15 protein-coding genes and 1 tRNA gene are annotated in these 19,210 nt (G+C 34.2%); 5 read left to right on the plus strand and 11 right to left on the minus strand.

All coding sequences use genetic code 11. The annotated features are described in order from the left end of the window. Positions 1-20 precede the first annotated feature (20 nt). From ACGH6Q_RS09250 to ACGH6Q_RS09265, 4 genes are all read right to left on the minus strand, one after another. The gene (locus ACGH6Q_RS09250; protein ID WP_085166039.1) at positions 21-1,271 is read right to left on the minus strand and encodes an integrase domain-containing protein; all 1,251 of its coding nucleotides are present in this window, start codon (positions 1,269-1,271) and stop codon (positions 21-23) included. Between the two features lie 187 nt (positions 1,272-1,458). Next, a tRNA-Leu gene (locus ACGH6Q_RS09255) sits at positions 1,459-1,544 on the minus strand. Between the two features lie 7 nt (positions 1,545-1,551). Beyond that, positions 1,552-1,926, minus strand: coding sequence for a preprotein translocase subunit SecG (secG, locus tag ACGH6Q_RS09260; protein WP_296302078.1), 375 nt, complete (start codon positions 1,924-1,926; stop codon positions 1,552-1,554). 206 nt (positions 1,927-2,132) lie between these two features. Continuing rightward, entirely contained in the window at positions 2,133-3,581 is a 1,449-nt protein-coding gene (locus ACGH6Q_RS09265; RefSeq protein ID WP_411592664.1) for a hypothetical protein, read from the minus strand. Positions 3,582-4,438: 857 nt separating this feature from the next. On the opposite strand from ACGH6Q_RS09265, the gene thiI reads away from it, so the two are divergent. The 4 genes from thiI to trmL all read left to right on the plus strand — a co-directional run bounded on the left by thiI (position 4,439) and on the right by trmL (position 8,644). Continuing rightward, a complete protein-coding gene (gene thiI / locus ACGH6Q_RS09270; protein WP_085166041.1) occupies positions 4,439-5,887 on the plus strand; it encodes a tRNA uracil 4-sulfurtransferase ThiI in 1,449 nt (482 codons plus the stop codon). Positions 5,888-6,005: 118 nt separating this feature from the next. Further along, entirely contained in the window at positions 6,006-6,728 is a 723-nt protein-coding gene (locus ACGH6Q_RS09275) for a response regulator (RefSeq protein ID WP_411578789.1), read from the plus strand. Positions 6,729-6,756: 28 nt separating this feature from the next. Then, positions 6,757-8,139, plus strand: coding sequence for an envelope stress sensor histidine kinase CpxA (gene cpxA / locus ACGH6Q_RS09280; RefSeq protein WP_296300360.1), 1,383 nt, complete (start codon positions 6,757-6,759; stop codon positions 8,137-8,139). A 19-nt stretch (positions 8,140-8,158) separates the two neighbouring features. Beyond that, positions 8,159-8,644, plus strand: a complete 486-nt coding sequence (gene trmL, locus ACGH6Q_RS09285; RefSeq protein ID WP_244178553.1) for a tRNA (uridine(34)/cytosine(34)/5-carboxymethylaminomethyluridine(34)-2'-O)-methyltransferase TrmL — start codon at positions 8,159-8,161, stop codon at positions 8,642-8,644. An 897-nt stretch (positions 8,645-9,541) separates the two neighbouring features. Here trmL and ACGH6Q_RS09290 read toward each other — a convergent pair. The 5 genes from ACGH6Q_RS09290 to orn all read right to left on the minus strand — a co-directional run bounded on the left by ACGH6Q_RS09290 (position 9,542) and on the right by orn (position 15,410). Further along, positions 9,542-10,963 carry a cation:dicarboxylate symporter family transporter gene (locus tag ACGH6Q_RS09290; RefSeq protein WP_411592665.1) on the minus strand — a complete coding sequence of 474 codons (1,422 nt, stop codon included), beginning with the start codon at positions 10,961-10,963 and terminating at the stop codon, positions 9,542-9,544. 75 nt (positions 10,964-11,038) lie between these two features. After that, positions 11,039-12,370, minus strand: a complete 1,332-nt coding sequence (locus tag ACGH6Q_RS09295; RefSeq protein WP_296302081.1) for a CoA-disulfide reductase — start codon at positions 12,368-12,370, stop codon at positions 11,039-11,041. A 200-nt stretch (positions 12,371-12,570) separates the two neighbouring features. Continuing rightward, on the minus strand, positions 12,571-13,557 hold the full coding sequence (gene hemH / locus ACGH6Q_RS09300) for a ferrochelatase (RefSeq protein WP_411592666.1): 987 nt from the start codon (positions 13,555-13,557) through the stop codon (positions 12,571-12,573). A 9-nt stretch (positions 13,558-13,566) separates the two neighbouring features. Continuing rightward, complete coding sequence (gene waaA, locus ACGH6Q_RS09305) at positions 13,567-14,838, minus strand: lipid IV(A) 3-deoxy-D-manno-octulosonic acid transferase (RefSeq protein ID WP_411592667.1); 1,272 nt, start codon at positions 14,836-14,838, stop codon at positions 13,567-13,569. A 5-nt stretch (positions 14,839-14,843) separates the two neighbouring features. After that, positions 14,844-15,410, minus strand: coding sequence for an oligoribonuclease (gene orn, locus ACGH6Q_RS09310; RefSeq protein WP_034911832.1), 567 nt, complete (start codon positions 15,408-15,410; stop codon positions 14,844-14,846). Positions 15,411-15,489: 79 nt separating this feature from the next. On the opposite strand from orn, the gene rsgA reads away from it, so the two are divergent. Beyond that, complete coding sequence (gene rsgA / locus ACGH6Q_RS09315; protein WP_085164950.1) at positions 15,490-16,518, plus strand: small ribosomal subunit biogenesis GTPase RsgA; 1,029 nt, start codon at positions 15,490-15,492, stop codon at positions 16,516-16,518. Between the two features lie 141 nt (positions 16,519-16,659). On the opposite strand, the gene ACGH6Q_RS09320 is transcribed toward rsgA, so the two are convergent. After that, the gene (locus ACGH6Q_RS09320) at positions 16,660-17,202 is read right to left on the minus strand and encodes an HdeD family acid-resistance protein (RefSeq protein WP_065590246.1); all 543 of its coding nucleotides are present in this window, start codon (positions 17,200-17,202) and stop codon (positions 16,660-16,662) included. 195 nt (positions 17,203-17,397) lie between these two features. Next, complete coding sequence (gene dauA / locus ACGH6Q_RS09325; RefSeq protein WP_296206968.1) at positions 17,398-19,071, minus strand: C4-dicarboxylic acid transporter DauA; 1,674 nt, start codon at positions 19,069-19,071, stop codon at positions 17,398-17,400. Positions 19,072-19,210: the final 139 nt, after the last annotated feature.

A 19,210-nucleotide genomic window follows, 5' to 3' on the forward strand; every position in this document is an offset into this window, starting at 1 on the left:
GTATGAATAGCGCGATATGGTTAATGATTAACTAGCTTTAAATTGCGGTTACCTGATAGTGAGACATTTCCTTGGCTTGCTTGCTCGACAAAGTCACCCCACCAGTCAAGCATAATACGCTTTTGATGTTCATATTCTGCTTTGTTGTAGGCTCGCCTTACTGCGTTTTTATCTACATGCGATAACGCGCTTTCAATGACATCATAATTAAAGCCTTGTTCGTTTAATGCGGTACTAGCTAAAGCTCTTAATCCATGCGCAACTAACTTATCTTTGTATCCCATGCGCTTTATTGCCATGTTAGCGGTTTGGCTACTCATTGGCTTGTTATAAGGCGGTCTTGCTGTTGGGAAAACAAACTCACTTTTATGATTAATAGATTTCATTATCTCAAGTATTTTTATTGCTTGCGGTGATAAGGGTATATTGTGAGGTCTATCCATTTTCATGCGTTCGGCAGGAATACTCCATAATTTTTTATCTAGATTAATTTCTTCCCACTTAGCCCCTACGGCTTCACTTGGTCGCGTTAATGTTAATAACTGCCATTCAATCACGCATCTAGTTTGCAATTCAATCTTTGCCATAGCTAAAGCTTGCATGAACTGCGGTAACTCAGTAGGGGGAATAGTTGGCTGATTTTTTACTTTCGGGCTATTAAATACGTCGGTGATTTTGGCTAGAGGGTTATTATCGATAATTCCCATATTGACAGCATAATACATTATTTCATTAATTCGCCGGCAAACTCTTTTTACTGTTTCGTATTTATTATTGTTATTTAATGGCTGTAATGCGTTAATCGCTTTGATAGCTGTTACTTGGTTTATTGGAATATCTTTTATATAAGGGAAAACATGATTTTCTAATGAACGCCAAGCCTTTTTGAGCGTTTGTTCTTCTAAACCTTGTTCTGTTTTGAATTTGAACCATTTCTCAGCCATAGCGTAAAAGGTATTATTACAAGCTTCTTGCTTACGTTGTTCTTGTTCCGCTTTGTGATGCTGTGGATCTATCCCTTGTTTAATTAATTCGCGTGCTTCATCTCGTTGTTTTCGTGCCTGCTGTAGCGAAACTTCTGGATAACTTCCGAAGCTTACAGTAGTCCTATTATTAGTTATAGGGCGGTAATATCTGAATTGCCATATTTTTGCCCCTGTTGACTTAATAAGTAAAAGCAAACCATTTCCATCATAAATAGGATAATCCTTACTTTGTGGCTTGGCATTCTTTATTTGTGTATCCGTCATTGGGGTTACTTTTTTAGGCATACTTTTCTCTTATGGGACTATGAAATTATTTTAATATGTTTGCATAGTCCTTAATATAGTCCTAAAAACTTTGGTTGTAAATGTACCTTAATGATACTTAATGGGCAATAAAATAGACTTTAAGGCTTGTTATTACTGGGTTTGGTGTGCTTTGTTGGGTTTAAAAGAATGTTACTGTTTATTGATTTGGTGCCGTGGGCGGGACTTGAACCCGCATGCTCTTAGAGCACTACCCCCTCAAGATAGCGTGTCTACCAATTTCACCACCACGGCGCCGTTGTTATTCAGGTATATCTGAAGTCGAATTTTGCTGTACAGGTTGAGTAACTGGAGCTGTAGTAGGTGCAGTATTACCTTCATTCAGCTGTGTTGTTACTGGTACAGTATCTTCAATATTCTCAAATTCGCTAGATGAAGCTATTCGTGGTTTGCTACCTAAATTTGAAAGTAAAATGCTTATTACAAAAAACAAAATACCTAATAAAGTGGTAGCGCGAGTTAAAAAATTCCCACTACCTGAAGAGCCAAATAAAGTTGCGGATGCACCAGCTCCAAATGATGAGCCCATGTCAGCACCTTTACCTCGTTGTATTAAAACTAACGCAACTATTATAACCGCGATAATTAAATAGCTTATAATTAAAAATTCGTACATTTCAACCTGTCAATTTATATGTTATACAACAGAATTTATTGATGCGAAATATTAGCGAAAGACAGACCAACAAGCAAGTAAAATTTCATAAATTGTTAGTCTGTTTTAAAAAAAATTTTTAGTCAATCTGAGATTGTTAATGTCTAAACTAAAATAAGCGCCATGATTATTGACTGCATTAATTTCTTTTAGTTTAAATAAAGTAATTATTCTTTACATACAGCGTGTAATTTTTGTTCTTTTCCCCATACTTCAACTTGCCCTATCCAAGCGTCAATAGCATATCGGTTAGAACGTCCTGGGTATTGATTTGTTAGTGGAAACTCATCAGATGAAAAAAACCATTGTTCTCCTGTGAACCAATTGGACTTAGGGTAATTTGGGAAAGTTGTCATTCCCCATTCACTTAATACCCCTTGGTTGATTGTCCGTGTAAACAGATCCCAAGTCAGTGGTATTATTTTCCATGAATCTAAAGCATTAGGAGAATTTGACATTTCAGCTCGAGTAGGTATGTTTTCTTCGCCATGACATACTTGCGTTGCTTGTTCATATGTGTATACTCCATCTTTTGGAGCAACCCATGTTTTGGTTGGATTGAATGTGTAACTATGTATTATGCTGTTATCTGATTTAAATTTTGCTGATACCGTTACTGTGCCATTAGGTTTATGGTTGAGATAAACCATGCCATTATTATCTACTGTCACACTACCTACTGGTGTTGTATTCACAGAATAATCCCAATCTGTTTGGGCACCAGTCATAATTAATTGAAACTGAGCGCCAGAAAAACCTGTTGTTGGAAACTTCGGATAGGCAGATGCATAAAATCCATTGAGAGGGTCAAAAACATTATGATCGTAACCTCCACCACAAATCGAATCTCTATATTCAGTACCAATTTTATTCCAGCCTTTATATCCTCGGTTCGGATCAATCAAAGAGTCTTCTACAGTACCATAACCTACAAGTACACAATCTGTTTTACCATTTTGTGTAAAATGATAAGGACTTCCCCAAGTTTGATTATTATTGACTATCATTTGATTAGGTTTTGCAAAACAGATCGCCGAATCAGTATTAATTTGATAAATTTTGGTTAAATTATATAATTCGCTGTCTTTAGGAACACCATATTCAGAATGGACTTGTATATCAGAAAGAGTAATAACTAATTTAAGCGGCATCTGAAACCCACTGCCACAACCAATTACCTTTCCATATTGAGATTTTGAAATTTCTTGTCCTGCATTATCAAACCATTTAAAGGTAATTGCACCAATAGAAAAAGCCCCTTTATCGGAAGTCTTACCTCTGTCTCCATCTTCATCATAGTAATTCAGAGTGGGGGAAAATTTAAAATCAGTTGGTGTTTTGATGATAAAGTCATTTAATGTAAGGTTTTTATCAAACGATTTAGGGATATTTTTTAATTGTTCACTATAAAAAGTATCTTTAACGGTAAAACCTAAATTATTTTCAGAAGAAGCCGAAATAAAAAGAGGCGCATTTCCCATAATTGTTCCTACTGTTGTTGCCGATAGGGTAGCTGTAGCTGAAAATGGAAGTAGAAAAAAATAAATAAATAAAATAATTGAATACAAGATTTCTTTGAAAAGTGTTATTTTTAGTTGCTTATAAATTTTTTCCATCCTAAATTATTCCCATTGATTTATTTTATTGTTTTAAAAATTTTTGTATTGTTAGAGAATTGTTGATCTATTGTATTAATCATAAACCTCTTTTACCTTTTTAGTCACATCAAACAACATGCTAACATAGCAATAACGGTATTAATTTCTTTCTATTTAAACGTAAAATATTGTTATCACCTTTCGTAAGTTTATTCTTATTGAAAGAACCAATACATCTAAATAATATATATTTTATAAACCTCGTATTAGACTAATAAGATTTGCAATTCCAATAAGTAAGAAATTAATTCTACACAATTACATTCTCCACTATCAAGTTTAGCCATTTTAACTCATTAAATTATTGCTGGATAAAAATTAATCATTATTATTAGAAATATATTATTCCTTGTCATATCGTTTATAACAATCGGTTGTAATCTTGTTAATCGTTATAAACAATCAATTTAGTCGATAGAGAGGATACTTGTGATATACACAATATGAAGATGATTACGGTTTTGCCATGTGAAATCTGCTAACTCAGATAAAACATTTTTAACTAGTTTCCTTTTGAAGGTTAATACCATAGCCATTAATTTCGTTATTACAACTATTGATAACTAACTTCATAATATTGTTATGATATAAAGTAGTAGAGAAAATTAAATTTATTAATGTCAAAATACTAAGGTTATTGCACGAAATTAACGTTCCATAACGTTTAAGTAACGCTCTATGATGATTTTTTGGCTTATTTAGTGTCAAACATAATGTATCTATAAGTATTACAAGTTAGTTGTGATAATCAATGGTACGTTTCTATCTAAAAAAACGGTATAATATCGCCATTTGTATTATGACAAATTGTATTTATGAAATTTATTGTTAAGCTCTTTCCCGAAATTACCATCAAAAGTGATTCTGTTCGTTTACGATTTATTAAAATACTAACAAGTAACATTCGTAATATTTTAAAGCATCATATTGAAGATGTTGCGGTTATTCGTCATTGGGATTTTATTGAAGTTCGTCCAAAAGTTGAAAATAGTGAAGCTAAGATACTTGAATTATTAATGCGAATCCCTGGTATACATCATATTTTAGCCGTTGATGAAATCACTTTTGTTGATATGCATGATATTTTTGAAAAAGCATTAGATTATTATGCTCCATTAATTGAAAACAAAACGTTTTGTGTACGCGTTAAGCGTCGAGGTAAACATGAATTTACTTCAATTGATGTTGAACGTTATGTTGGTGGTGGGCTTAATCAACATGTGTCTTCGGCTAAGGTTAAATTAACTCATCCAGAAATCACCGTTCATCTTGAAATCGACAAAGAAAAGTTACTGCTGGTAAAAGGTCGACATGCTGGCATTGGCGGTTTTCCAACTGGTACACAAGAAGATGTTCTTTCGCTCATATCGGGTGGTTTTGATTCTGGCGTATCAAGTTATATGCTAATGCGACGCGGAAGCCGAGTGCATTATTGTTTCTTTAATCTTGGTGGAAAAACTCACGAAATTGGAGTTAAACAAATGGCGCATTACCTATGGGAGCGTTTTGGTAGCTCACATAAAGTGCGTTTTATTGCTATTGATTTTTCGGATGTTGTTGGTGAGATTCTTGAAAAAATTGATGATGGGCAAATGGGCGTTATCTTAAAGCGGATGATGATTCGTGCGGCATCAAAAATTGCGCAACGTTATAAAGTGGAAGCTCTCGTTACTGGAGAAGCATTGGGGCAAGTATCAAGCCAAACACTTACCAATTTACGTTTAATTGATAATGCTAGTGATACATTAATTTTACGTCCTTTAATCACACACGATAAAGAAACCATTATCAATATTGCGCGTCAAATTGGTACTGAAGATATAGCAAAAACAATGCCAGAATTTTGTGGCGTAATATCTAAAAACCCAACAGTTAAAGCCGTGAAAGAAAAAATTGAAGCAGAGGAAATGAATTTTAATTTCACGATTTTGGATAAAGCAGTTGCCGAGGCTGAAAATATTGATATTCGTGAGATAGCAAAACAAACTGATACAAAAATTGCTCATGTTGAAACTGTCACAACTTTGAGTACCGATCACGTGGTTATTGATATTCGATCTTCAGAAGATCAGGAAGATAATCCACTTATATTAAGCGATATTGAAGTTAAGCATATTCCATTTTATAAGTTAGCAACGCAATTTGGGAATTTGGATCAATCGAAGCAATATTTACTATATTGCGATCGTGGAGTCATGAGTAAATTACAAGCGCTTTATTTAATTGACCAAGGCTATAATAATGTAAAAATATTTTCTATATAAAAATTAACAATAATTTACTATATTGTTCGTGATTTTTACATATATAGTAAATTTTTGGATAAAACTATATTTGGTATAAAAATTAATATCAAGAATGAATGAAATAAAGAGGATTGTAATGAGCAGTAAATTACTTGTAGTTGATGATGATCCAGAAATTACTTTATTATTACGAGAACTTCTTGAGTTAGAAGGATTTCTTGTTGAAATAGCGAATAATGGTATTCAGGCTTTAGAAAAGTTTGATAGTACGATAGATCTTATTTTACTTGATATTATGATGCCTGAAATGAATGGACTTAAATTCTTATCTCAACTTAGAGGTAAATTTACGATACCTGTTATTTTTTTAACGGCTAAAGATAATGAATATGATAAAGTGATTGGACTTGAGCTTGGTGCTGATGACTACATTCTAAAACCATTTAATGATAGAGAGCTTATTGCCCGAATCAATGCACTTTTGCGTAGAGCGCATTGGGATAATGTAGCAAACGATGAAACTGAACAACCAATTAAATATACAATTGATAAACTTAATGTAAATCGAAAACAGGGATCTGCTTTTTTTGATAACAAGTATATAGATTTAACGGGTACTGAGTTTCAAGTGTTGCTTACCTTTCTAGAAAATTCGGGAAAGATAATTACACGCGAAAAACTAAGCGAATTTGTTTTGGGTAAAAATTTAGCTCCACTTGCTCGCTCAATTGATGTACATGTATCTAGATTACGGAAAAAACTACCGCCTAGAAGTGATGGTTTACCATGGATTAAAACATTACGTTCAAAAGGTTACTTATTTGTAATTGATCGAAATGACGATTTGTTATATGAATAACTTTATAATGAAGATCAGATAATATGATATGTGGCTTTTTGATAAACTAACAATAAGAATTTTCACAATATTTTTATTAACCATAGCTTTTTTTCTAATGTTAATAATGGTTTTGCCGAGTCTTGATGCTCGAAACCTAACCTACTTAGCAAACAAAGATAAACAAGCTGGTAATATGCTTGCGCATCAAATTGAAAATGATCTTATTAATGTACCAAAAGATAGTTTTCGGTGGTGGATGCGTTTTATTGTTGTTATGGATAGTTATCAAAAACCGGGGCAATTTTTATTTATTGTTACTCCTAATGGGCAAATCATTACAGCTGAAACAAAAAATATTGATTTAATCAAAAACTTTAGTGAAAAATCCCATGATGTCAAAGATCCTGCAAAAAAAATTTATGATTCTCAAGAAATTATAGGACCTTTTCTCATTCATTATGCTAATGCTGAATATCAATTATATATCCTACAACAAACTACAGATATTCAATCTCAATTAGTCAACTTTATATTTGATCATCCTTTTTTACTATTAACTTTAACCATGCTGGCAAGTTCTCCTTTTTTACTATGGCTATCTTGGAGTATTGCAAAACCTGCTCGAGGGCTAAAAAAAGCAGCTGATCAGGTTGCGAAAGGGAATTTACAAGAGTGGCCTGAGCTAGAACAAATAGGATCGTCTGAATATAAAGCTACTGGGGCTAGTTTTAACCATATGCTAAGAGAGCTTAAACGAATGCAAGAAGTACAGCAACGTTTGTTTTCAGATATTTCTCATGAATTGCGCACTCCTTTGACTCGTTTGCAGCTTGCTACATCGCTATTGCGACGCAAACAAGGTGAAAGCAGTGAAGTTATACGTATTAATAATGAAGCAATAAAATTAGATTCTATGATTGGTGACTTATTGTCATTGGCAAGGCAACAATATGACAATAATGAAATTCGTGAAGTTAATAAAATTAATATTCTATTTAAACAGGTGCTTGATAATGCCACTTTTGAAGCAGAACAAATAGGTAAAACGTTGGTCGTTACAAATTTTCCAACTAACCATACTATATTATGCTATCCAATTGCTTTGTGTAGCGCACTTGAAAACGTTATACGCAACGCATTTCGCTATTCAAATAAACAGATCGATATTAATTTTGTAGCACAACAACAAAAGCTAACAATTACAATTGATGATGATGGTCCAGGAGTTGCTGAAAGTGAACTAGAACAAATTTTTAGACCTTTTTATCGTACAAGTGAAGCTCGAGATCGTGAATCTGGCGGAACTGGATTAGGGCTCGCTATTGTAGCTAATGCCATCATACGCGATCACGGTACTGTAAAAGCAGAAAAAAGTCATCTTGGTGGACTTAGAATTGTGATAATATTGCCAATTCATAAACATCAATAAATAATAAATGAGAAAAGTTGTGTCAAATTCAGCCTTAAACATCGTTTTATTTGAACCCGAAATTCCTGCTAATACTGGAAATATTATCCGTCTTTGTGCTAACACTGGTTTCAATTTACATATTATTGAGCCTATGGGCTTTTTCTGGGATGACAAAAAGTTAAGGCGAGCCGGGCTTGATTATCAAGAATTTGTTGATGTAAAACGCTATAAAAATCTCAACCATTTTTTAGATGCCAATCAAATAGACCTATCAACACAAGTTTATGCTTTAACCACAAAAGGACAAAAGCCACACAGTGAAGTCGATTACCAGCAAAATGACTTCTTAATGTTTGGACCAGAAACCCGAGGCTTACCCAAAAACATACTTGATGCACTACCACAAGAGAAAAAGATCCGCATTCCCATGCTCGCCACTAGCCGTAGTATGAATTTATCTAATTCTGTTGCCGTTGTGGTTTATGAATCATGGCGTCAGTTAAATTATATGGGTGCAAAATAAATTTTAGTCTTACTCAGTTGTTGGATAAATACCGACGTTGGGAAAAAAGCAATATTCAAACCTTTCGGTGCGGTTAAAATAATTATTTTTTTATAAAAACCTTTTATATAGTTCATTTATTTTATTAATGTTTTTTGCTCTTAATTTAAGTCAAATAGTTATGTTTTTTAGAATTAGACTTAGGAACGGACGTTTTGGCTTTTTCGGTGCAGTTTATCGGCTAATCCCCTAAATTGGAAGTAGCTATTGTAGCTATTCTACCCACTAATAGATAAAATGTTTGAAACCTCACCGATCCCCAAAATTTTCTATTACCATTTGATTTACCAAAAAATTCAATAAAATCAATAACCCACCTGAACGATTTTAGAGCAAAAAAAATTCCTACAACACCGCATGTCAATATACCTATCTTTAAATCTTAATTTTTTATTCTTTCGATTGTTACATTATTAACTTTTATAAGTTTACCTGCTTATTTTACCAAATTACGGCATCTATACAAATACAATCACGTAAACTACATTCTAATTTACCGCTATTATTAATCTATGCACTTATGCTATATCCAAAATTAAAACTACCGAACTTATTAAGATTCTATACATTTAATTTTGGCTTTTATCGGTTCGCCTAAATTAAAAAAATAACTGCCTTTAAATTGATTTATATGTAGTGATCCTCACAAAAAAAAGCAGAAGTTACCGCTATGACATAAATACAAATCATAGCGGGACAAATATCATAGGCAAAAAATTTAGCATCAAATTCAAACCAATATTCAGAAAATCTGTTTCCCCAAAAAAAATCGTTCAACACCAATAATAGCAAAACAAAAATTTGATTATTATCTTGAAATTTGTTGTTCTATTTCACTCATAACAACAGCCATTACAGTTAAGCTTCTGGCTGCTCATTTTCAAGAGTGATATCGGGGTCGTTGTATACTGTCATATCCATAAGACCAATTTCTTTATCGGTTGCGACAGCGGCTGTCATAGCGCCAGATACATTAGCTAAAGTTCTTGCCATATCAATAATTGGATCAACAGCTAAAACCATACCAATTAATGGGAAGTATTCGGCCATGCCCATACCTGATAAAACAACGGTTGCGGCAACTGTTGCCGTGCCAGGAATTCCAGCTATACCAATTGAACCAATAACCACTACAATGACAAGCATAATATAAAATTGGATATTAGTATCAATACCAACCATATGAGCTACCATAACAGCAAGTAAAGCAGGAAAGAAACCGGCACATCCATTCATTCCCATGGTACTACCTAGAGAGCCAACTAAATTTGCGGTACCTGTATTAACACCCATTCGGACGGTTAGTGTTGAAATAGTCATTGGTAATGAACCGACAGAGGAGCGACTTGTAAAGGCTAATAACCATGTTCCTAGCGCTTTTTTTATAAACATGATTGGTGAAATACCATGAATCACAATAATGGCAACATGTACAATCAACATAATCAATGTGGCGATGTAGATCGCTGCAACAAAACTTGAAACCTGAATAATTGCGGGTATTCCGTTAGAAATGATGGTGCGAGCAAGTAAAGCAATTACTGCATAAGGCATGTATTTTATGACTGTCATCGCAATCGACATGATGATCTTATAAAGTGCTTCGATAAACGTTTTAAATAGGGCAATCGGTTGTGAGTTTTTCTTTTCCATTCTGTTGGCGGCAATCCCCATTAAGGCAGAGAAAATGACCAATCCAACAATATTTTCGTTTACCATTGATGCAATAATATTGCTTGGAATTAGATTTATAAAGGTATCAATAATATTAGTGTATTGTTTTGCCTGAGCTTGATGTACAGAACTTGAGCTTATTTCACCTAATGCAAATAGATTAGCTAACAAAATACCAACAATACAGGCAATTGCTGTTGTAAACAGTAACCAAAAAATTCCTCTGAATGCGATTTGGGGTAGATTTTTTTTACCAGAGAAATCGATAATTACTTTAACAATAGATACAAATATGAGTGGTATCACTAACATTCGGATAAAAGCGATAAATGCTCGACCAAATAGTCCATACCAAGTTGCGGTTTCTTGCATCCAGATTGTTGATGTGTCAGGAAACCCTGCTACAGCTTGAATGCTTAAACCTAGCACAGCACCAAGTATTAACCCAACTAACATACGTATTGAAAAATTAACCTTTCGCTTTTGTAATGGTCTCATTACTGTAAAAAAACAGATGAGCAATAACCCTATACCAATTAATGTCTGGTAATGAGTAATAGATAAGAACTTTTCAAAAAAGACTCCTTGAAAAATGGCATCTGGCATATTTAATCCTCACCCTTTAATAATAAATTTAATTATCTAGTAAAATATTTATTGATAGATTTATTAATACCTATCTTATTTTGCGATTGAGCCTGCAATATTTAAAATATCCCATGGTCTGGAAAATGGTGGAGCATAAAGAAAATCCATCATGGCTAATTCATCAATTTTCAAATTCGTCCATATTGCGGTTGCAAGAGTGTTGACCCTTAATGCCGCACCTTGCCCTCCAGCTATTTGACCACCTAAAATCACTCGAGTGTCGGCATGATAGATAAGTTTTGCTGTTACACTTGTTTGACCAGCAACATAGTTGCTGTGATTTTTATCTTTAACTATGACAGTTTTATAAGGAATTCCAGATTTTTGGGCTTCGCTTTCAGTTAAACCTGTTCGTCCTGCTTCAATATCAAAGACTTTTAAGGCTGAGGTGCCAATAGTGCCAGGATATTCACAATTTCCGCCACCTAAATTTTCGCCTACAATTTTGCCTAGTTTGTTCGCCCCTGTAGCAAGTGGAATATATACCATTGAATGACTAACTCTATGGTGAAGGGCAACACAATCTCCAGCAGCATAAATATCTGCCATATTAGTTTGTCCAAAGCTGTTGGTGATTATGGCACCATTTGCAAGTGTCTTAATACCAAGGTTTTTATAGATATCATTGTTTGGCTTAACACCAGTTGCAATAATAACAACATCGGCTGGATATCGTGATTTATCAGTAATTACATGTGTGACGTTGTGCGATCCTTCAAAGCCAAGTACTCGCTCTTGCAAATGTAGATCACAATGTTGTTTAATATTTTCTTCAATTAGTTCAGTGATTTGCCTATCAAATGCATCGATAAGAATTCTGTCATCCAATTGAATCAATTTGACGTTTTTTTGTAAAGCAACAAGCGATTCAGCTATTTCAAGCCCAATATATCCAGCACCTATAACAATCAAATTTTTGATATTTGAGTTGGATAATGTCTGTTTGATAGCTAACCCGTCATGCAGGTTGCGTAATGTGAAGATATTTTTTAGTTGGCTATTTTCAAGAGGGGGAATGATGGGACTTGCACCAACTGCAAGTAGTAACTTGTCATAGCTATCATCAAAGCAATTGCCAGTATTGAGATCTTTAACAGTTAATTTTTTTTGATTAGTATCAATAGCAATGACTTCATGCAAAGTTTTTATTTCAATATCATCTTTTTGAAATTGCTCAGGCGTTCGGGATATCATTTCGTTGGCGTCAGTAAAGTGGTTACCAATAAAATAAGGTAAACCGCAAGCACCAAACGAAACAATATCTGATTTTTCATAAATACGGATGGTTGCCTCAGGGTTCATTCTTTTAGCCTTTGCAGCAGCACTTGCGCCTGCAGCTTGAGCGCCAATGATGATTATTTTCACTTAATTTTCTCCTCAGTGCTCAAATACTGAATTATAAAATAATGCCTTATCATACGCCATAGATTACTTAGGCGATAGATAATTAGCATTAATATTCGTTAATTTAAAATTTCATTCGTTTAAAAATCAACAATTACACTATTTAGTGTAATTTTTAAGTCGTATCATTTTTGTCAAAAAGTTTCAGGTAACTATGTGTTTCAGTATAAATTATTAAGTATAAGTGGCTGAGTTTGGTTGATTAATGTCATGATTAAATTAATCTGTAAGTCTGTGTCATTTAATGTGGGAATATAATAAAATGATTTTCCACCTGCATTTAAAAAGATTTCTCGATTTTCTTCGTCAATTTCGTAAATAGTTTCAATACAATCTACCGAAAATCCGGGACAGATGACGTGCACATTGTTAACACCACTTTTTGCTAATGTTTGTAGTGTATCGCTGGTACTTGGCGTAACCCATTTACCTTTTCCAAATTTAGATTGATAAGCCATTTGAATTGGTATATTTATGTTATTTGTTCGGCATTTTTCGATTATTAACTGTGTGGTTATTTCACAACGTTGAATATAATCATCTTTTCGTTTGTAAATATAACGCTCTGGAATACCATGATAAGATAGTATAAGCACTTCAGGCTCACCTTGGCATTGAAATGCTTGCTTAATTTGTAAATAAAGTGCATTGATATAACTTGGATGATCGGCATAATCACGAATATAGTCAATACTATTTATGATTTTGTCGGTTGCTATAACTTGTTTAAGTTTATCAAGTACAGCGAGTGTTGTGGTCGTTGAGTATTGTGGGAAAAGTGGCAATACCGTAATTTTTGAACATGATTGAAGCTTGTTCAATGCAGATTGAATATTGGGTTCACCATAGGTCATGGCTAATTCACATTGAATATTTGGTAAGTGGAGTTGTAATTTATCACATAATAATTGGCTGTAATGAAGTAAAGGTGATGAGCCATTTATCCAAATTTTTTGATAATGATGGATAATATAAGGCACTCGTTTAGGTATTACAAGGTACTTTAAAATCGGATACCAAAACAGTTTCGGTAAATCAACGACATGACGATCGAGTAAGAACTCGGTTAAGTACCGTTTTATTGAATCTGGTGTTGCCGCGTTTGGTGTACCTAGATTAATCAGCAATAACCCTTGTTTTTTATTCACAAGTAATCCTTATTTTGAGCAAAGATAATAGTTGATAATGTTAAAAAGCCTATGTAGTGCGCCTTGATTTTGTTTTAATACTTGATACGCTTGTTCGCCAATTTGTTGACTACGCGTTTTATTTTCTAAAAGCCCATTAATCGCTGAATAAAGGGAATCGGCTGTGCTAGCACAAATGATCATGCCATCAGCTGAAATAAGTTGCTCACAAATCACTTTAAAATTGAAAAAATGTTCGCCACTAATGATTGGGATGTGGTGAAGTGCGGGTTCTAATGGATTATGCCCTCCATGTTTCACTAAACTGCCACCAACGAAGGCGATATCGGCAATACCATAAAGTTCTATTAATTCTCCCATCGTATCACCCAAAATGACTTGGGTTTGTTTAGCAGGAATTTGACCGCTACTGCGGTTTATATAATTTAATCCGCAATCATTAATTAATTTTTCGACGGTTTTAAAGCGTTCTGGGTGGCGGGGGACAATAATCAATAACAAATCGGGATATTTTTGTAATAACCGCTTAAAGGCAGATAAGATGATTTCATCTTCTCCATTATGTGTACTTGCGGCAATAAAGATAGGGCGGTCTAATTGCCACCGCTGTTTTAGCGTTTTGATTTTTTGCTGTTGTTGATCTGTTAAATCAATATCAAATTTAATACTACCGGTTATTGTTAAGCGATCACGGGGTAAACCCAGTGAAATAAAACGTTCCCCATCTTGCTTATTTTGTGCGGCAATTGCACTAATTTTTGATAGTAAATTGCTAATGGATCGCCCGAGTTTACTGTATCGATTAGCTGAACGTTCTGATAATCTGGCATTGGCAATAATTAGCTGAATATTTCGTTTATAACACTGACAGATAAAATTAGGCCAAAGCTCAGTTTCCATAATGATCACTAATTTGGGCTTAACCGTATTTAAAAAACGATTTATCGCGCAGGGCAAATCATAAGGTAAATATACATGGCTAACGCTATCACCAAGTAATGACTTAACTTGCTCTGAGCCTGTTGGCGTCATGGTGGTAACTGTGATAGGTAAACAAGGATATTGTTGTTTAAGTGCTTTGATTAGTGGGATGGCTGCTATCGTTTCACCCACCGATACGGCATGCACTAAAATACCGTTAGATTTAACTTTATTTTTGCAAAAACCATAGCGTTCAAGCCAACGCTTTCGATAAGCTGGTGCTTTACGACTACGCCAAAGCAGTCTTAGCCAAACCAGTGGTTGAATCAAATACAATAAAAAAGTATATAAAATTTGCATACTAATTATAAGTTGGTTAGATCAAAAAAGTGTTCACGGTAATAAACAAGTTCAGCAATTGAGTCACGAATATCATCAAGAGCTTGATGAGAACTCTGTTTGCTAATCCCTTTTAGTATTTCAGGTTTCCAACGTTTAGCTAATTCTTTAATTGTGCTGACATCTAAATAGCGATAATGAAAATAACTTTCTAAATTAGGCATATAGTTAAATAAAAAACGACGATCTTGCCCAATAGTATTACCACAAATTGGAGAGCTGTTTTCTGGTACCCATTGTTTTAAAAATTCGATGGTTTGTTGTTCGGCCTGTTGTTCACTAATAGTACTTTTGCGAACACGCTCAATAAGTCCTGATTTGCCATGGGTGTTTTGATTCCACTCATCCATTAATGCTAATTGCTCATCAGATTGATGAACTGCAATCACAGGTCCTTCAGCAAGAATATTTAAGTTAGAATCGGTAACAATGGTTGCGATCTCAATAATGCGATCAGTTATTGGATTGAGTCCAGTCATTTCAAGATCTATCCAAATAAGATTGTTACTATTAATTTGAGATTGTTTGTTCATAATTTGCTATAGAGATTTTCTTTTTGATACTGAGTAGTGTAGCATAACTGACAATCTGTTTTAGTAAAAAATGAGTACTATGGCAAAAAATAAACTATCCAATAATCAAAAAAGACGTGTAGCGGCAAAACATCAGCAACGATTAGCAATAAAGCAAGATGAGAGTCTGGCAAATTTTTCGTCACCTCGTGACGGTGTAGTAATAAGTCGTTTTGGTAAGTCTGCAGATGTTGAAGATAGTGCAGGTCTTATTTATCGTTGTAGTATTCGTCGCACGTTACCGTCGATAGTCACTGGTGATAAAGTAGTATGGCGCGAAAGTTTAGAGCCAAATACCAATGGTATTATTGAAGCGGTTCACCCGAGACATTCTGAACTTGTCCGGCCTGATTTTTATGATGGCGTTAAACCCGTTGCCGCAAATGTTGATCAAATCGTGATTATTTCGGCTGTCTTGCCAGAATTATCACTAAATATTATCGATCGCTATTTAGTTGCTTGTGAATGCACTGATATAAAACCTATTATTGTTTTAAACAAAATTGATTTGCTTAATGATGATCAACGCACTGAAGTTGAAAAAAAATTGACGATTTATACTCATATTGGTTATCAAGTTTTGTATGTCTCATGTCAAAATCAACAAGGCATTGCTGTATTACAAGAAGCTTTGCAAGGTAAGATTTCCATTTTAGTTGGGCAGTCTGGTGTGGGAAAATCAAGTATTATTAATTTACTGTTACCTCATCAATCACAATCAGTTATGACTGGAGGTATTTCAGAAATATCCGGACTTGGTCAACATACAACCACTTCCTCTCGGCTTTACCACTTACCAAATGGTGGAGATATTATTGACTCACCAGGGATCCGCGAATTTGGTTTATGGCACTTAGAGCCAGAACAAGTGATTAGTGGTTTTAAAGAATTTGATAATTATTTAGGCGGTTGCCACTTTCGCGATTGTAATCACTTTGATACGCCAGGTTGTTTACTACAAAAAGCAGTACAAGACGGCAAAATTGCACCATCAAGGCTTGATAACTATCATCGGATTTTACAGACAATGCAAGAAGTTAAGGCAAAAACTAACAAAATCTATAAATAATCAGCTTAATTCATTTATAACAAAATTAAATAAGTTGTATTTGTGTTCGAGTCATTACTGTAATTACTTGCTGCTCACAATTAGTGGTAACCTCTTGAAAGTCATTGCTAGATTGTGAGCAACGAATGTGTTATTTAACATCTATTTTTTTAATGCAAAACCAATAGCTACATATGCCCAACCTTGGAAAATAAGGTCGATACCTAAAAACATACCTAATACCCAAAGACTGTCATATGGCCAACCTGCAATAATCATAAATCCTAAAATTAATGTAATAATCCCTGAGGTTAAAACCCATCCCCAGCGAGGTAAATTGCGGTTATTCATAGCCGCAAATATTTGTGTAAAGCCGCTCATAATTAGCAAGAATGAAATCACCAATGTTAAGGCTGATGAAACCGCAACAGGTTGGAAAAATGACATTAGACCAATAAAAATGTATAAAATCCCCATTACTGCCCATAATGCTGACTGACCAAAATCTTTAATGCGAAATGAATGTAGCGCTTGGGCAATACCTGCAATCAAAATTAATGAACCAATAAAATAGACAGAAAAGACGGTTGCCATGAACTGATAACCTAAAGCTAAGCCCCCCAATATAATTAAAATAACACCAACTAAAATAAACCAACTTGATTTTTCTTTAAGATTGTAGACATTGTTTTCGTTAGATATCATGTTATTTACCTATTTTTATAAGTTAATTTTGGATTTCAAATTAAAATCACTTTTTAACACTTATAGTTTGTCAATGGTGATTTAGTAAATGAAAAGAAAGGTAGTGAAGGTACAATTTATTGCACAGTAATTAGTTTCTGTTCAAACCGTTACTGTGCATATAAATTAGTTAATATAATAAATCTAATTTTAGAATTAATCTTTATCTTTCAGTGCTTCTTCTAGCGTTGAATAGAACATTAGTTTGTTAGGAATTGGAACAATTTTTGCGCGAGCTAATGTTTTTAATGGTTGAAACTGTAACTCACAAATTGATAGATCAACTTGTTCAGGTAGTTCATCAATAAAATGAATTAAAGCATTGAGCCCACCAGCATCAAGAATAGGTACCGCATCCCATTGTAGCACTATGTGTTCATATCCATTAATCTTTTGATAAATTTCTAAAAATGTACGTTCAGCGGCAGCAAAAAATAGTGGCCCGTTAATACGTAGCACTAATGTTTTATCGTTACTGCGATTAAGTTCAACTAAGCGAGTCATGCGGGCGATACGGCGCATAAATAGGATTGAGGCAAGTATAATCCCAAGTGTAATTGCAATCACCATATCAAATAGTACTGTTAACGACATGCAAATAAGCATAATCAAAATATCATCTTTAGGAGCACATTTGATAATATAAATGACGCGTTGAACTGCACTCATATTCCATGCCACGATAAGTAATAATGCCGCCATAGCAGAAAGTGGGATAAATGATAATGCTGGTGCGAAGCAAATAAGAGCAAGTAAAACAACTAAAGAATGCAAAACGGCTGCAATAGGCGAGGTTGCACCTGCTTTGACATTTGCCGCTGAACGCGCAATAGCCGCTGTTGCTGAAATGCCACCAAAAAATGGTGCAATAATATTACCTAAGCCTTGGCCAATGAGTTCACTATTTGAGTGGTGTTTAGTGTGTGTCATTTCATCTAATACCACAGCACAGAGTAATGATTCAATTGCGCATAACATTGCCATGGTCAGTGAAATTGGCAGTAAGGCAGTAAATGTTGACCAATCCCAAGTAAAATCAGCGTGCTGCCAAGGTAAAATAAACTCTGGTAGAACAGCGGGTATACCATGACCTATCGTATTATCAGCTAGTGTATAGGTAAATCGTGAACCAATCGTTTCAATTTGATAGCCAAATTGATTAAAAATAAACATGACAGCAATACCAGCAATTAGAGCAGGTAGGTGTCCTGATATTTTAAGTCTAAGTTTTGGCCATACTATTAACACAATTAGTGTTACTACACCGACTAAAGTGTCAGCAATATTAATGGTTGGTAGTGTTTTAGCTAGTTCCGTAACTTTACCAATATAACTTTCTGGCATGTGCTCAAGTGTTAAACCAAAAAAATCTTTAATTTGCATGGTTGCTATAGTTATGGCAATGCCCGATGTGAAACCTAATACAACGGGTAAAGGAATATATTCGATTAATCTACCTAATCGAATTAATCCCATTAATACAAGAAATATACCCGATAGCAATGTTGCAATTAGTAGTCCAGATAATCCGTATTGTAATGATACAGGGTATAAAATAACTACAAATGCTGCTGTAGGTCCAGAAACACTAAACCTTGAACCACCCGTTAATGCAATGATAAAACCACCTATAATTGCTGTGTATAGACCATGCTGTGGTGGTACACCACTAGCAATAGCTAATGCCATTGCTAGTGGTATAGCAATAATCCCAACAGTTATTCCAGCTATTAAATCTTTGATAAAACGAGTTGTGTTGTAAGGGGTACTTATACATGCAGATATAAATGCACAGCTAATTTTTGTACCAGAAAGGCCATATAATTTCATTGTTTGTAATTAAAGAGATGTTGACTTGAATTCTTAATAAGATAATCTTTTTTAAAAAAAATAAAAGAGCGTGATAAAAATAATCGTCTTTTTTTGTAAATTTTTTTCAGAAAAAGTTTAATTAAATCATCTATAATAC

The sequence above is a fragment of the Gilliamella sp. BG2 genome (assembly GCF_046635645.1).
In the GTDB taxonomy this organism is placed as follows: domain Bacteria; phylum Pseudomonadota; class Gammaproteobacteria; order Enterobacterales; family Orbaceae; genus Gilliamella; species Gilliamella bombi.

Bases quoted from the DNA above. Each gene is read 5' to 3' on its own strand.
- cpxA (WP_296300360.1), top strand. From the start codon at position 6,757: ATGTGGCTTTTTGATAAACTAACAATAAGAATTTTCACAATATTTTTA.
- waaA (WP_411592667.1), bottom strand. From the start codon at position 14,838: ATGCAAATTTTATATACTTTTTTATTGTATTTGATTCAACCACTGGTT.
- orn (WP_034911832.1), bottom strand. From the start codon at position 15,410: ATGAACAAACAATCTCAAATTAATAGTAACAATCTTATTTGGATAGAT.
- dauA (WP_296206968.1), bottom strand. From the start codon at position 19,071: ATGAAATTATATGGCCTTTCTGGTACAAAAATTAGCTGTGCATTTATA.
- ACGH6Q_RS09250 (WP_085166039.1), bottom strand. From the start codon at position 1,271: ATGCCTAAAAAAGTAACCCCAATGACGGATACACAAATAAAGAATGCC.
- ACGH6Q_RS09265 (WP_411592664.1), bottom strand. From the start codon at position 3,581: ATGGAAAAAATTTATAAGCAACTAAAAATAACACTTTTCAAAGAAATC.
- thiI (WP_085166041.1), top strand. From the start codon at position 4,439: ATGAAATTTATTGTTAAGCTCTTTCCCGAAATTACCATCAAAAGTGAT.
- secG (WP_296302078.1), bottom strand. From the start codon at position 1,926: ATGTACGAATTTTTAATTATAAGCTATTTAATTATCGCGGTTATAATA.
- ACGH6Q_RS09320 (WP_065590246.1), bottom strand. From the start codon at position 17,202: ATGATATCTAACGAAAACAATGTCTACAATCTTAAAGAAAAATCAAGT.
- rsgA (WP_085164950.1), top strand. From the start codon at position 15,490: ATGGCAAAAAATAAACTATCCAATAATCAAAAAAGACGTGTAGCGGCA.
- ACGH6Q_RS09290 (WP_411592665.1), bottom strand. From the start codon at position 10,963: ATGCCAGATGCCATTTTTCAAGGAGTCTTTTTTGAAAAGTTCTTATCT.
- ACGH6Q_RS09275 (WP_411578789.1), top strand. From the start codon at position 6,006: ATGAGCAGTAAATTACTTGTAGTTGATGATGATCCAGAAATTACTTTA.